This is a genomic window from Lagierella sp. ICN-221743 (genome assembly GCF_037890055.1).
In the GTDB taxonomy this organism is placed as follows: domain Bacteria; phylum Bacillota; class Clostridia; order Tissierellales; family Peptoniphilaceae; genus Mediannikoviicoccus.
In genome coordinates this window covers 1-15,077 of record NZ_JBBKBD010000011.1, presented here as the reverse complement: position 1 = coordinate 15,077, position 15,077 = coordinate 1, and the positions used below count along the sequence as shown (strand labels likewise).

Below are 15,077 nucleotides of genomic sequence, written 5' to 3'. Positions count from 1 at the left end.
TCCTTTTTTTATTCCATCTTTACTAACCTCATTCAACTAATATCTAACCTCTATCTAACGGGTCACCTTATGACTCTTTTTTTTGAAAAGTGAAACGATATCGACATATAAACTGCAACAAAGACTTCATATTCTGTTAGGTCAAGAATGCTTCGACATACTAAGCATAACATTAAATAGAGACATAATGCCTCGCAGTACATATCCCTACAAGACAAAAATAAACTTTTAATTGAAAGTTTTTGAATTTTAACTATAATTTCTTACACGCTATCTTGCATTACATAGTAGCATGCATTATAATGTACATAGGAGGTAGGGATGAATATACAATTCAAAAAAGGTGTACTTGAACTTTTAGTACTTGCTCTCCTCAACGACAGGGACTGTTATGGTTATGAGCTAGTGGAAGAGATTTCCAAGTATGTGGATATTTCTGAAGGTACCATATACCCCCTTCTAAGACGTTTTAGTAATGGTGGATTGGTGGAGTCCTACTTGAGAGAGTCGGAGTCGGGACCACCGAGAAAGTATTATAGGCTTACGGAAGAGGGCAAGGAAAATTTCAAAGTACAGATTAATCAGTGGAATGATTTTATAAAAGGCGTAGAAGAATTATTAGGGAGGTTAGTATGAAAAGGGTCGAATTTATGGACCTATTAAGGTATTATTTATCAGAACTGCCTAAAACGGTGGTGGATGAAATTTTAGAAGAATACAATTTACATTTTCAAGAGGGCATGGCACATGGCAAGACTGAAGAGGAAATTTCTAAAGATCTCGGTTCGCCAAAGACTATTGCCCATGAGTATTTAAATTATGAAAGCAGAAAACCAAAGGTTTCAAGCTCTAGTACTTCAAAAAAGTCAAAGGGATTTTTTAGAGACGGTGCGGGCAATTTAAACTGGGCACTGATACTACTTTTAATTGTTCTATCACCATTTTGGGGCTCAATTGTAATTGCCCTTGCTGCTACAATTTTTGCGATTATTGTTACTGTAGGTGCAATTGGGATTTCTGCCATAGCGGCGGGAGTTGCAGTTTTAGTTGCAACACTATTTCCATTTTTGCCATTTGTAGATGTGGGACCGAGCTTTACGGTGTTAAGTCCTATTACAAGAACGCTTTCTTCACTGACAGCCCTTGTGTTAGGTGTGCTTGTAATAAAACTAACCATAAGTCTAATTGCATTTTTAGGTGGCAAGATAGGAGACAAATACCAAACATATAAATGGAAAAGGAGCAGACAATGAAAAAATTTAAAAATTTAGGCTCAAATGCGAAATTAGCCATTATATTTTTTGTATTGCTAGGCCTTTCAATAATATCCTTCTTTATTTTTGACTTTCAAAATGTAATGGCAGAAAGTTATAAGTATAAAGATGGAGATGGTTTTTATATAAACTTAAAAAATAACAATGGAAAGATTAAGTATAAAGATGGAGAATTTTCTATTAATACATCTGTAGGTTCATCCCATGACGATAATAGAATTGAAAAAGATTATGACCTAACTGGAATTGAAAACATAGCCCTTGATGGAAATTCCATTGATGTGGAAGTTATAAAGTCGGATAAAAACAATATGAAATTAGTGGCAAAAAATGAAAATTTTAAGGAAAATATTAGTAACAATTCCATTTCATTAAGCACAAAGAACAATGACCTTATGGAAGTTGAAATCTACACTAATAACCCAGGCAAAGTTAATCTTACTTTAAATGGAACCAATATCAGCCTAAGTAACAACATAGACTTAAGATCATTAGATATAGCTGGTATGGAAATTGATGTTGAAAGTAGTTCTGAAAATTCCTTTGACATAGACATAGATGGCACAAATGTTGATGCTGAAATCAATGTTAAAAATAATAACTTTGATGTCAACATCAATGCAGTTCAATTTGATTTTGAAAGTCCACAGGGATCAAGCGACGGCATGGGTGATATGAATAGAAAGTTTGGTACAGGGGAACATCGATTTGTCATTAATAGTGTAAATGTAGATTTGGAAATGAATTAAAAATAACACTTCGTCCAAGTGATGAAGTGTTTTTCTTTTGTAAAAAGAAATATCCTCTTAAACTAATGGCCATTTTATGATATATTTAAACTAGTATTTAGAAAGGGAAAAAAAGAATGGCAGATTTAAGAAAAAATATAGCAATAGACCTTGGCACGGCTTCCGTTTTAGTCTTTATGAGGGGAAAGGGAGTCGTAATAAACGAGCCTTCAGTTGTTGCAATGGACAGCTACACTGGCAAGGTTATATCTGTAGGCAGAGAAGCCAAGAAGATGCTTGGAAGAACTCCAGGTAACATCATAGCCACAAGGCCTATGAAGGACGGTGTTATTGCTGACTTCAACACAACTGAAAAGATGCTAAAATATTTTATCGAGAAGGCCATTGGAAAAACTTTCTTTAAACCCAATGTGGTCATATGTGTGCCTTCACAGATAACCCAGGTGCAAAGGCGTGCCGTTATTCAAGCTTCAAGATTTGCCGGCGCCAACAACACCTACCTTATAGAAGAGCCACTGGCAGCTGCTATTGGTGCAGGGGTCGATATATCTGACTCCGGTGGTAATATGATTATCGACATTGGTGGAGGAACCACTGACGTTGCAGTTATTGCCCTTGGTGGAATTATAATAAATAAATCCATCCCAGTTGCAGGAGACGAATGCGACAAGGCAATTTCAAACTATATAAAGAAAAAATACAATATGATTATTGGCGAAAGAACCGCCGAAGACATTAAGATAAATGTGGCAAAGGCAAACTCCCCAAACGACAACGACTTGTTTGAAGTAAAGGGTAGAAACCTTATTAATGGACTTCCAATGCATGTGTTTGTAACATCAAGCGACATTGCAGAAGCTTTAAACAAACCACTTACTCAAATTGTGGAAACAGTTCATTCGGTGCTTGAACAGACACCGCCAGAACTTGCAGCAGACCTATTTGAAAGAGGAGCCATAATGACTGGAGGCAGCTCACTAATAAATGGACTGGACAAGAGGATTGAAGATAGAATTGGAATAAAGGTTCAAATAGCAGAAAACCCTATACTTGCCGTTGTAAGGGGAACGGGCAAGTCACTTAACTGGATTGAAAAGTTAGACTCCAGCGAAATGGGCGAAGAGTCTATGAGAAAGAAAGCCATTGAAGAAAGGCTTAAAAGGGACAGCTAATTAAACAGAATAATAAAAAGATTCTTTTAAACATAGATATTTCCATTCTTTAGTGATAGAATGAAATTAGCAGTATAGAGCAATAAAGTACAGAAGTATGTAATCATTACAAAGTTGGACTAAATACTAGTATTATAAAAATTTTTATGCTAGTATATAATTGTACAAAAATTTAATAAGGGGTGTTTTGTAAATGAAAGAGATGACTCAAGCTAATTTAAGATCAGCATTTGGCGGAGAATCACAAGCGAGAAATAGATACGACATCTGGGGAGATGTTGCAACTAAAGATGGTTTTCCAAATGTAGGAAGATTATTCCACTGTACTGCTGATGCGGAAAAGGTTCACGCAAACCTACACTTCAAAGCTATGAAGGATGTAAAAGGGGACTTCCTAGTAGCAAGCATGGCAGGATTCGGTATCGGAACAACTTCTGAAAACTTAGAAGCTGCTAAAGGTGGAGAAGTTTTTGAATATACAGAAATGTATCCAGCTTATATTGAAGTAGCAGAAATGCAAGGCGAAGAAGCAGCTGTTAGAGCAATGAGATTTGCAGTAGCAGCAGAAAAAGTTCACGCTAAGTTATTCGGAGAAGCTAAAGAAGTAGTTGATTCTGGAAAAGACTTAGGCGATGGAAAAATTTACCTATGTCCTGTATGTGGATTCGTATCACTAACAGGTGAAGAAGATAAATGCCCAATCTGTGGCACAAAGAAAGCAGCATTTGTTGAGTACTAAATTCTAGGGAAGCTTAGCTTCCCTCTGAATTTATTTATAGGAGGGGAGAAGTTGGTTAAGGAAAAGGTTATCTTGAAAAATGACGAAGGTTTATACGCAAGAACGGCTGCAAAGTTTTTGCAAAATGCAGTTAAATTTAAATCCCAAATAACTTTAACAAAAGACGGAAAATCATATGACGGCAAAAGTATTTTATCAATACTTAGTATGGCAGGTTTTAAAGGAGATGAAATCGTTATTTCATGCGAAGGACATGACGAAGTAGACGCTCTCGACTGCCTTATAACTTTTATAAACGATATTTAAACTTAGTGATGTTACATATAGGTCTATTTACGTAGGCCTTTTTCTGTTTCTTTTGTAATTTAGAAACTTTTTATTTATAATGGAAATAGCAAAATCATAAAATTTGGAGGTTATATGAGAAAGTTAAAGTTTTTTTTAGATCCAATAAGTCAAGTAGCCCCCTGGTTAAATAAATGGGAAAGCATAGGGTACACCTTAGCCAATGTAGATAAGTATTCATATATTTTTAAAGAAGAAGATAGAGAAGTTTTATACGAAACCATATATGTGGGAGATTATGAAATAAAACAGCTTGACGGTTATAAAAAGTATTTACAGAGTCAAGGCAAGAGATATTTTCACATTCCACTGGACCAAGGTGGTTTAATAACTGGCGACCTAGGTTTCTTACGACCTTTTAGTAAACAGGCGGAGAAACTAGAAAGCACATTCTCCACAAAAAATAGAGAAGTTTTAATAATTGAGTCGCCAAAGTCTAAGCCAGAAAATCCAGAAAATAATTATAAGCATCTAAGCGATGAGTATAAGTCAATAAATAAAAAATACATTGCATCACTGCTATTTGTTTTGCTTGGAATATTTTTGGTTTTAAGGTCTATATATAAAGATGGATTTAGACTACTTGCAGGAATTGCATTAATACTCCTTGCCATATTTCTATTCGACTATCTAGTTTTAGTTATTTTTTCAAATAAAAATGCTGACAAGTATAGAAAAAAAGCAAAGAAGCAAGTTTAATTTTTTAAAACTTCGGGTAAATTAGAATAAATACTTAAGTCAATGAGAGCCTAAGGGCTCTTTTTTTAGAATGGAGGTAAGTATGGAAAACTTTTTATCCAAAGAGTTAAAAGAAATATTAAAGAGAGAGTATGCAAAGGGAAATATTATTTTAAACCTTGTAGACATTACGAAAGTAGAAGTGGACGCCATTGTTAATGCCGCCAACGAAACACTCCTTGGTGGAGGTGGAGTTGACGGAGCAATTCATGAAGCTTCCGGTCCAGAGCTACTTGCGGAGTGTAAGACCTTGGGAGGCTGTAGAACGGGAGAGGCAAAGATTACAAAGGGATATAACTTGCCGGCAAAAAATGTTATTCATACCGTTGGGCCAATCTACAACACCGATAGAAATGTAGAAAAGTTACTTTCCGATTGTTATACCAATAGCCTTAAGCTTGCCATAGAAAACAATTTAAGCTCAATTGCGTTTCCAGGAATTTCCACGGGAGTATATGGATATCCAAAGGAAGACGCAGCTCAAATTGCAATAGAATCGGTATTATCTTTTCTAAAGAACAGCACAACAGACATAAAAGTAATATTTGTTACATTTAGCGAAGGCGATTTCAATATATACAAGAAACTATTTGAGGAGAACATGAAATAATGGACGGACTTAATGTTAGAGATTTAAAAAAATATAAAGATTTTAGCAAAAAAGAACTGGGCCAAAGACTGGCAAGGTTAATGAGAATAGCAGAAACAGAAAAGATTCCCGTACTAGTAATCATTGACGGCTTTGAGTCCTCAGGAAAAGGCTATGTAATTAACGACTTAGTAAAAGAGTTAAACCCAAAGTTCTATGATGTGGACGTGTTTGACAAAGCGTCAGAAGAAGAAAATCTTTATCCATTTATAACAAGATTTTGGAAGAAGATTCCACAAAAGGGCCACACAAAAGTCTTCGACAGGTCCTTCTACTTTGACGTTATGAGTGACCCAAACATGTCTAAGAAAAAGACTAGACAAATACTAGAAAGCATTAGTGGCATAGAAAAAAATCTCTATGACGACTATACGGTTATTGTAAAAGTATTTTTAAACATTTCTCAAGAGACTCAAAAAGAAACAATAGAAAAATATTTAGACTCAGAATATAACGCTTTTTACGTTGACAAAATTGACCTTGAACAAAACAAAAACTACGACAAGTACAAAGAACATATTAAATATGTTCTAGAACAGACAAACTTTGACTTTGCCCCATGGAATATCGTAGACTCCACCGATAGAAAACTTGCCTCAAAAGATGTGTTGGGACTAGTAATAGAAGAACTAGAAAAAGGAATAGAAAGAGTTTCAACCAAGAGAGAAGAAGGCGTAAGACTTAAAAGAAGTTACGAAGCAAAAAATAAACCACTGGACGACCTGGACATGGACAAGTCACTAAGTGAAGAAGAATATGACGAAGTTTTAAAAGACTTACAAAAACAGGCAAGCTCACTATCTGCCGAGATGTATGTTAAAGGCATCCCTACAATGCTGGTGTTTGAAGGAGTGGACGCTGCAGGAAAAGACGGAGCCATAAAACGACTTGTTAAGAGAATGGATCCTAGACTCTACACAGTTCACGCCATCTCTGCGCCAGACGAAACAGAAAACTCCTATAACTACCTTTGGAGATTTTACAACAAGATACCAGCCAAAGGCTACATGGGAATATTTTCCAGATCTTGGTATGGACGTGTTATGGTGGAAAGAGTAGAAGGCTTTGCACAGGACAATGAATGGGAAAGAGCCTTTTATGAAATGTTGGACATGGAAAAACAATTCTATGACTCAAACGGACTAATATTAAAATACTTTGTGGTTATAGACAAAGACACCCAACTAGAAAGGTTTAAAGCAAGGGAAGAAGAACCGGACAAACAATATAAGATTACAGAGGAAGACTGGCGAAATAGAAATAAATGGGATGAATATATAACCGCCATGAACGAAATGCTAGACAGAACCGACGTGGACTATGCACCATGGATTGTAGTTGCAGGAAACGACAAAAAGTATGCAAGAATAAAAGTCTTAAAAGAATTTATAAAGCATGCAGAAAAGAGAATTAAAGAGATAGAACAAGAAGAAAAACAAAAAATATCGTCAAATAGAGAAAATTAACTAATAAAAAGTTGATTTTGTAAGAATTTTGTAATATTTTATCCCGGAATTTGGTGTATAATAGTACTAACGATTAAATGTTAAATTAAAAGGAAAAATTTGTAAAAATTTTCTTGAAAATATTAAAAAAACATCAAAATTGTGTTAAAATATATTTTCGTTAGATATGAAATGAGGGGAAAGAATGAAAGACAATAAAAGTAAAAAAGCAAATTTGACATTTGTGGTTATTATTATGATGCTGTCCACCTTACTTATACTTACAACTCTTTATTTGACCTTAAACTTTAGGAACAAAGGAATTAAAGACTTAATATTTCAAATTAAAGGTGGAGTTGGCGGAACTGCTCCCGGAGTGGTATGGGGCGTAATACTTGCAAACATATTACCATTTATAGGTATTATGGCAGCGCTACTTGTACCAATATGGATAGTTTGGAAGAAGACAGGATTCAATACAAAAAGATCTAGAAGAATAAAAGCATTTTACCCAGCAGGAGTATTTATAGTTTCATGCTTGGCATTTTACATCTTCCTAGATGGACCAGACTATCTAAAAGCAGTGTTTCAAGATTCCACAATGATAGAAGAAAACTATGTTAGACCTGAAAATGTAAAATTAACATTTCCAGAAAAGAAGAGAAATCTTATCCTAATCTATGCAGAGTCCATAGAAAGTACAGTTATGAACAAGAACATAGGCGGTGGATGGGAATACTCCATAATGCCAGAACTTGAAAAACTTGCACAAGATAACACATACTTTTCAAACACAGACAAAATGGGAGGCTTCTACCAAACAGAAGGAGCTTCATGGAGTATTGCAGGAATAACAGCAAGCCAAACAGGACTTCCAATAAAAGGCTTTGTAAACAACCAATACAAATCAACAAACTTCTTGAATGGAGCCTACTCACTGGGAGAAATCCTAAAAAAAGAAGGCTACAACAACGAAGTAATAATGGGAAGTAAATCAGAATTTGGTGGTAAGAGAGAATTCTTCAAAAACCACGGAGACTATGATATCTTCGACCTTTACCACGCAATTGCAAATGGATATATGACCTACGAAGACAGAGTTTGGTGGGGCTACCAAGACAGCAAGCTATTTAAGTGGTCAAAAGAAGAAATTACAAAACTCGCAGAAAAAAACGAACCATTTAACTTTGTAATTGAAACAGTAAATACACACTTTACAGATGGTTACCTAGAACCAGGGGACGTACAAAAGTTCCCAACACAATACGAAAATGTTCACGCCCAATCATCAAAACAAATTGGAGAATTTGTAGACTGGGTAAAACAACAGGATTTCTATGACAACACGACCATAGTAATAGTTGGAGACCACTTGGGAATGCAAGACAAATGGTATTACGACAATATGGTTAAAGGTTATGACAGATCAGTTTATAACACATTTATAAACTCTGCATTACCAGCAGCACACAATAAAAATAGAATTTCCACAACAATGGACATGTATCCAACTATCTTAGCAAGCCTAGGCATTCAGATAGAAGGAGACAGAATGGGACTAGGAACAAACCTATACTCAGGAAAGAAGACACTTTCAGAAAAAATGGGTTACAAACAGTTTAACGATGAATTAAAGAAAAACTCAACGTTCTACAACGAACAAATTCTTCAAGACGACGCACAAGATGCAATAACATTAAGAAAAAAGAAATAATATCAAAAGACCATGGTAGCACCGTGGTCTTTTTTATATACTAGAAGAAAGACTCAAAGCTATAAAAAATCAAGGAGACAGATATGGATAGACTAAAAGAACTTAAAGAAGCAAAAGACCAAGCAGTCATAGTTATAGAAAAAATAGACAGAGCGCTGGACACCCTAGACAGTGCAGAATTTTGGGGAATGTGGGACATGTTCGGAGGAGAGTTTTTCTCAAGCTGGAAAAAGAGAAATAAAATAGAAGAAGCTAACGAATACATCAAGGACGTTACAGATTCAGTAAAAGACCTGGAAAGAGAACTAAAAGACGTGGACATGGTCCTACCAGGAGAAATCAGCGACACCGTGGGCGATAGGTTCTTCGACATTTGGTTCGACAATATCTTTACCGACCTTAGAGTCCAAGGAGAAATAAAAAGTACCATGAGAGAGCTGCGAGAATTTAGAAATGGAATAGAGAAATTATATATAAGACTGGAAGATGAGATTGAAGATCTGGAGAAGTAGGAGAGAGAAAAATGATTTAATTTAGCACTTAGAGAGGGCTGTTATTACTGTAACAAAACTTTGCAGTTGAAAAGGTCAAAACTTGGCAGTTGAAATCTTTAAATTGTGAGTTATGGGAAAGATGATGAGTTTAGTTGCGATTTGTTGACAAGATATGTAAAAAAATTAGAGCACCCCTAGTTGGATTTGATTTGACTAGGGGTTTGTGTGTAAATATGTAAGATTTTGATGGAATCAATATTAATGCTATAATTAAATAAATCTAATAAGGATAAAGAGAGCGTTATTATGGATATTAATGATAAACCATTATAGATAAAGCTAACAAAAAGGGATTAAAAAGCAGATGTAATAGCCATGACAAGACTTACAACAAATGTTATGGCACAAATGGGAAAAAGATAAACTAATCATATTTAAGAATTTAGAAAGAATATGTAAGGCTTTATCTTGTACCTGTAGTGATATTATTAATTTTGATGAAAAGTTTGAAGACGAGGATTAGTATATGATTGAAAAGTGGAAACTTGAAGACGATGTAAATGATTATGTAAAAAATAAATTTTCAGAAATAGGTTTCAAAAAATTAAAAGATTATAATGTGGAATCTTCTATGTCTGAATACATGAAAGATGCTTTAAAAGGTTCTGCAAAAACAAAGACAAAAACAAATTTTGGGAAACCTGATTTTCATGTCGAAAAATATGATATACCAGTAATATTTGAAGATAAGTTAGGTATTAAAAAGTTAATTGCTAAAAATAAAGATGGTATAAAAGATGATGAGAAATCAATTCAAAATTTTGCAACTAATGGTGCAATACATTATGCTACTCAAATAATAGCTAGTGGTAAGTATAAAGAGGCAGTAGCTATTGGTGTTGCAGGAGATCATAAGGGAAATGTAGTATTTGATATTTATTATGTTTTTGGTTCATCGTTTAAATCAATTAAAAAGATGGAAAATTACACAAGTATTGATTTTTTAGAAAATGAAAAGACTTTCTCTAATTTTTATAATGATTGTGTTTTAACAGAAGAAGAAAAACATGAAATATTAATTACTAGCAGAACACTTTTGCAAAAATATGCACGCGAACTTAACAAACTTATGCATAATCATAATATAACAGCACCACAAAGGGTCCTTTATGTATCGGGTATGCTTTTATCTATGCAGGATATAGTAGATGAAGATGGAAATTTAGTGCAAAGAGGACTTATACCAGAAGACCTCTTAGGAGCAAAAACTGATACTAAAAGAGATGGTATAATAATTACAAATCAGATAAAAGAATATTTAAAGCAAAAACAAATAAGACAAGAGAAAGTAGAGTTAATGCTTTCGTCTTTTACTGAAATTTCAAAGGATAATCAAAGAGATGAACCAACAGATTTAGACAAGCTAGTTGGAAAACTTTTAGAAAAAGAAGCGAGTACAAATAAACAAATCTTTTCTTATATTTTTAATAATATTTATATGTCTATTGATGGTATGGCTGGACACTTAGATATTATGGGGGAAATGTATTCTGAATTTTTAAAATATGCTTTAGGTGATGGAAAAGAAATAGGAATAGTTCTTACTCCTCCATATGTAACAAAAATGATGGCTGAAATTTTAAATGTAAATAAAGATTCAAGAACCATGGATTTAGCTACAGGCTCGGCAGGATTTTTAATAAGTTCTATGGAAATAATGATTGACGATGCTAATAAAACTTTTGGAAAAGATACTAGCAAGGCAAATAAAAAAATAGAAGAAATAAAAAAAGAACAACTTTTAGGAGTTGAACTTAATGCTGAAATGTTTACACTAGCTGCAACAAATATGATTCTTAGAGGAGATGGTTCAAGTAATATTAGAAAAGGGAACACATTTAGAACTCCAGAGGAATTATATACAAACTTTAAGGCAAATAGACTTCTTTTAAACCCACCTTTTTCATTTGAAGAAAATGGTATGCCATTTATAAGATTTGGTTTATCAAAAATGGAAAAAGGAGGTCTGGCAGCAATAATCATACAAGATAGTGCAGGAAGTGGAAGAGCTGTATCCAGTAATCAAGAAATTTTAAAAAACAATACTCTACTTGCAAGTATAAAGATGCCAGTAGATTTATTTATTCCAATGGCAGGTGTTCAAACAAGTATCTATGTATTTGAAGCAGGAACACCACATGACTATGAAAAAACAGTAAAATTTATAGACTTTAGAAATGACGGATACAAAAGAACTAAAAGAGGATTAAATGAAATTGATAGTCCTACTGAAAGATATCAAGATATAATAAAACTTTATAAAGCAGGAAAAAGTGCAAAAGTAAATGAAAATCTTTGGGATATTGATGAAATTTATATAGAAGATTTTATTACAGATGCTGGGAATGACTGGAATTTTGAACAACACAAGATAATAGATACTAAACCTAAGATAGAAGATTTTAAAAATACAGTTGCTGATTATCTAGCTTGGGAAGTATCTAATATCTTAAAAAGTGAGGACAAATCATCAAAAAAAGCCTAAGCCCTCGTTTGGAAAAATTAGAAAGAGGGTTTTTAGAAAACGGGGGCGAATGGAGAGAATTTGATTTTGATAAACTCTTTAATGTTGCACGAGGAGATATTCAAAATCAAAAAGCTCTTAAAAGAAATGATGTTGGAGTTTCGTTTGTTGCACAAAACGATATAAATAATGGCTATGTATATAAAGTTAGCAATAATAATTATAGGAAATTTAAAGGTAATTCTATAATTATCGGCAGACAGACAGGGGTTATTTATTATCAGCCAGAAGAATTCATAACAACCGATGGAGTACTTATATTAGAAGAAAAAATTCCACTAATAAAAAATAAACGAATAGGATTATTTATTTGTAGTTTAATGAAGAAACATATGGTTATATATGGATATACAAACACAGTTTCTGCAAAAAAGTTGAATAATTTAAAACTAGATTTGCCATTTTTAAATGGCAAGATAAATTTTTCCTATATGGAAAAATTTATCGAGGAACTCGAAGCGGAACGCATCGAGGAACTCGAAGCGTATTTAATGGTAACTGGACTTAAAGATTATAAATTGACAAAAGAAGATCAGAAAATACTTGATTACTTTGAAAAAATGTCAGATAATTCTTTAGATAGACAGACAGAAAGACAGACAGACCGGATTAGATTAGAAGATTTATTAATATGGCAAACTGGTATTTCAGAGATAGATCCGTTGAAATTAAATGAATTATACGATAAAACATCTGAAAAATATCCATTTTATGGTCAAGCTACTGATAACAACGGAATAATAAGTTATGAATCATTAAAGGCAGAAGTTTTAAATAATAAAAATGCTTTGCCAACTATATTGGTTCATTCAAACAATCAAAATGTTGTTTATCTACAAACACCATTTTATTTAAAAGATGGTCATGGAGCTACTAGTGTATTACAAAATGAGAATATGGACTTAGATGTTGCATTATATATAATGTCATGTATTAGAAAATCAATAACAGAAAGATTTGATTATAATGCAAAAGCTACTAAGATAGGATTAAAGAATACCGAAGTAGAAATACCATTTTTCAATACAGTTGTGGATTATAAATTTATGAAAAAGTTTATAAAAGTTGTTAAGAAACTTGTTATAAAAGATGTAGTAATATGGGCAGATAAAAAAATCGAAGCGACAAAACAAGTTGTTGAAAGAAAATAAGTATGAATACCTTGAATTGAGATTAGATTGATTTGGAATTAAAATAATATAACAGCGCATATTAAGCACAACTTAGTATGCGTTTTGTTTTAGTGCAATTTATTTTGTAAGCATTTAAAAAATCTTTTACAATTTGGTTTGCCCACTTTCTAAATTGGACGGCTCTTTCGTTATTTACTTTAAAGCCTACTGCAATAATTGCTTGTAGGTTATAGTGCTTTGTTTGTCTTGAAACATTTCTGGAACCTTCTTTTTGAACTATTAGGAATTTCCTAATAGTTGCTTTTTCTTGTAATTCACTGTCGGCATAGATTTTTTTTAGATGTTCATTTATTATAGCCACACTTACATCAAAAGGTGCTGCCATCATCTTTTGAGTTAGCCAAATATTTTCATCTTCATATCTAATTTCAATAGCTTCTTTTTCATCACCGTTAGCTGCAATAAAGGTCAAGTATTCAGCAGTGGATGACCTAATTTGAAGCTCTTTTTTATTTTGATTTTTATTATTATCCATTTCTCTACTCATAATTTCCTCCAAGTACTACCTTAATTATAAACTTAAACTCGAATACTTTATGAAATTTAATTAAGTGTATTATAATTTTTTAATTTGTAAAGCTTGTGCAGCTTGCATATTTTAATGCAGTAACACATCAAAAATATGATAGAATATATTTAAATTATTTTTTTAATCTTGCCTTGAAATTTTTCAGGGGCTTTTTTATAAGATAGATTAAGTGAGGGGATACATATGAATAGCAGGAAAAAAGATTCTGGATTTAATAGACATGAGTTTAACCTGGCCTTTAGGGACACTATTCCCATAATGGCGGGATATGTTTTTATTGGATTTGCATTTGGGATTTTGATGATTGAAGAGGGCTACCCAATATGGTGTCCAATTGTTATGAGTATTTTAATTTATTCTGCGGTGCTTGAGTTTGCGGCGGTGCCACTACTATTACTTCCCTTTGATCCTTTAGGATTATTTTTTATTGGAGTTATGCTAAATGCAAGGCATTTATTCTATGGCATACCACTACTAAGAAGGTATCAAAACATGGGGAAGGCAAGGCGGTTTTTAATCTTTGGTCTAACTGATGAAGTGTTTTCAATTCAATCTGCCAATATGAATAATCCTGAAAAAAATAAAAGGTATTGTATCTATGTAACAATGTTTGGATATTTTTATTGGAATTTGGGAACTTTTTTAGGAGCTGTTAGCGGGAAATTAATAACCGCAGACCTCTTTGGACTGGACTTTGCACTAACGGCTCTTTTTATAGTGATGTTAATAGAGCAATCTAAAAACAAATCGGGAAAGATGAGTGGAATAACGGGAATAATACTTTCTGTTTTTGCACTTTTGGTGTTTGGCAAGGACAACATGGCCATTGCATCCATGATTTTAATTTTATTTACACTTATTTTAGGAAGGAGGGTATTTGACAATGAATAATAAAGAAATGATAATTGCGATTATTATACTGGCTATTTCCGTTCAAGTGACTAGGGCGATGCCATTTATTATTTTCAGAGATGAAGCCAAAATGCCTCCTGTTATAACTTATTTGGAAAAGGTTCTGCCAGCGGCAATTATGGGAATGTTAGTTGTGTATTGCTTTAAAGACTATGACTACTCTTCCTTTAGAAATGTAGTTCCAGAATTGTTGTCCGCAGCGGTTGTGTTTGGTGTGCACTTGTGGAAAAAGAATATGATTTTAAGTATTATATTGGGGACGACTTTGTATATGGTTTTAATTAGAATTATGTAAGTGATAAGAAGTGAGAAGTTAGAAGTTAGAAAAGATGAACAAAAAAGCTTTCGCTTTTTGAGGTCGCCTTCTGACACTTTTCTGTCGAAAAGTGAAACGAGATCGACATTTGACCTACAACGAAGACTTCGTCTTCTGTTAGGTCAAGAACTCACTGTCGCTCGCTCAACATGACAATACTAGGCTTTACTTTTCTAGTAAGGAGAAAGAAATAAAATTATTTAAAGCATAGGATATCCTCTGCT

17 protein-coding genes are annotated in these 15,077 nt (G+C 33.4%); 16 read left to right on the top strand and 1 reads right to left on the bottom strand.

From position 1 onward, the window contains the following. Positions 1-321 precede the first annotated feature (321 nt). The 14 genes from WKS98_RS06260 (at position 322) to WKS98_RS06195 (ending at position 13,054) form a co-directional block, all read left to right on the top strand. The gene (locus WKS98_RS06260; RefSeq protein WP_498917844.1) at positions 322-636 is read left to right on the top strand and encodes a PadR family transcriptional regulator; all 315 of its coding nucleotides are present in this window, start codon (positions 322-324) and stop codon (positions 634-636) included. Further along, positions 633-1,253 carry a DUF1700 domain-containing protein gene (locus WKS98_RS06255; RefSeq protein WP_498917843.1) on the top strand — a complete coding sequence of 207 codons (621 nt, stop codon included), beginning with the start codon at positions 633-635 and terminating at the stop codon, positions 1,251-1,253. The genes WKS98_RS06260 and WKS98_RS06255 overlap by 4 nt, the downstream gene beginning before the upstream one ends. After that, the gene (locus WKS98_RS06250) at positions 1,250-2,023 is read left to right on the top strand and encodes a hypothetical protein (RefSeq protein ID WP_498917841.1); all 774 of its coding nucleotides are present in this window, start codon (positions 1,250-1,252) and stop codon (positions 2,021-2,023) included. Before WKS98_RS06255 ends, WKS98_RS06250 begins: the two co-directional genes overlap by 4 nt. Positions 2,024-2,139: 116 nt before the next feature. Next, positions 2,140-3,195: a rod shape-determining protein gene (locus WKS98_RS06245; RefSeq protein WP_498917840.1), complete on the top strand. Its 1,056-nt coding sequence runs from the start codon at positions 2,140-2,142 to the stop codon at positions 3,193-3,195. A 193-nt stretch (positions 3,196-3,388) separates the two neighbouring features. Beyond that, positions 3,389-3,934, top strand: coding sequence for a rubrerythrin family protein (locus tag WKS98_RS06240; RefSeq protein ID WP_498917839.1), 546 nt, complete (start codon positions 3,389-3,391; stop codon positions 3,932-3,934). 51 nt (positions 3,935-3,985) lie between these two features. Then, complete coding sequence (locus tag WKS98_RS06235) at positions 3,986-4,240, top strand: HPr family phosphocarrier protein (RefSeq protein ID WP_498917838.1); 255 nt, start codon at positions 3,986-3,988, stop codon at positions 4,238-4,240. A gap of 114 nt (positions 4,241-4,354) precedes the next feature. Continuing rightward, the gene (locus WKS98_RS06230) at positions 4,355-4,978 is read left to right on the top strand and encodes a hypothetical protein (RefSeq protein WP_498917836.1); all 624 of its coding nucleotides are present in this window, start codon (positions 4,355-4,357) and stop codon (positions 4,976-4,978) included. Positions 4,979-5,060: 82 nt separating this feature from the next. Beyond that, on the top strand, positions 5,061-5,627 hold the full coding sequence (locus WKS98_RS06225; RefSeq protein ID WP_498917835.1) for an O-acetyl-ADP-ribose deacetylase: 567 nt from the start codon (positions 5,061-5,063) through the stop codon (positions 5,625-5,627). Next, entirely contained in the window at positions 5,627-7,132 is a 1,506-nt protein-coding gene (locus WKS98_RS06220) for a hypothetical protein (protein ID WP_498917834.1), read from the top strand. Before WKS98_RS06225 ends, WKS98_RS06220 begins: the two co-directional genes overlap by 1 nt. Positions 7,133-7,316: 184 nt before the next feature. After that, complete coding sequence (locus tag WKS98_RS06215) at positions 7,317-8,825, top strand: LTA synthase family protein (RefSeq protein ID WP_498917832.1); 1,509 nt, start codon at positions 7,317-7,319, stop codon at positions 8,823-8,825. 83 nt (positions 8,826-8,908) lie between these two features. Beyond that, positions 8,909-9,337, top strand: coding sequence for a hypothetical protein (locus WKS98_RS06210; RefSeq protein WP_498917830.1), 429 nt, complete (start codon positions 8,909-8,911; stop codon positions 9,335-9,337). Between the two features lie 376 nt (positions 9,338-9,713). Continuing rightward, on the top strand, positions 9,714-9,842 hold the full coding sequence (locus WKS98_RS06205; RefSeq protein WP_498917829.1) for a helix-turn-helix domain-containing protein: 129 nt from the start codon (positions 9,714-9,716) through the stop codon (positions 9,840-9,842). Positions 9,843-9,845: 3 nt separating this feature from the next. Beyond that, on the top strand, positions 9,846-11,864 hold the full coding sequence (locus WKS98_RS06200; RefSeq protein WP_498917828.1) for an HsdM family class I SAM-dependent methyltransferase: 2,019 nt from the start codon (positions 9,846-9,848) through the stop codon (positions 11,862-11,864). Between the two features lie 8 nt (positions 11,865-11,872). Further along, positions 11,873-13,054: a restriction endonuclease subunit S gene (locus WKS98_RS06195; protein ID WP_498917826.1), complete on the top strand. Its 1,182-nt coding sequence runs from the start codon at positions 11,873-11,875 to the stop codon at positions 13,052-13,054. Between the two features lie 61 nt (positions 13,055-13,115). Here the strand turns inward: WKS98_RS06195 and WKS98_RS06190 are convergent, their stop codons facing one another. Next, positions 13,116-13,583: a virulence RhuM family protein gene (locus WKS98_RS06190; RefSeq protein WP_498917824.1), complete on the bottom strand. Its 468-nt coding sequence runs from the start codon at positions 13,581-13,583 to the stop codon at positions 13,116-13,118. A 225-nt stretch (positions 13,584-13,808) separates the two neighbouring features. Here WKS98_RS06190 and WKS98_RS06185 point away from each other — a divergent pair, with 225 nt between their 5' ends. Next, entirely contained in the window at positions 13,809-14,516 is a 708-nt protein-coding gene (locus WKS98_RS06185; RefSeq protein WP_498917822.1) for an AzlC family ABC transporter permease, read from the top strand. After that, positions 14,509-14,832 carry a branched-chain amino acid transporter permease gene (locus WKS98_RS06180; protein WP_498917820.1) on the top strand — a complete coding sequence of 108 codons (324 nt, stop codon included), beginning with the start codon at positions 14,509-14,511 and terminating at the stop codon, positions 14,830-14,832. Before WKS98_RS06185 ends, WKS98_RS06180 begins: the two co-directional genes overlap by 8 nt. Positions 14,833-15,077: the final 245 nt, after the last annotated feature.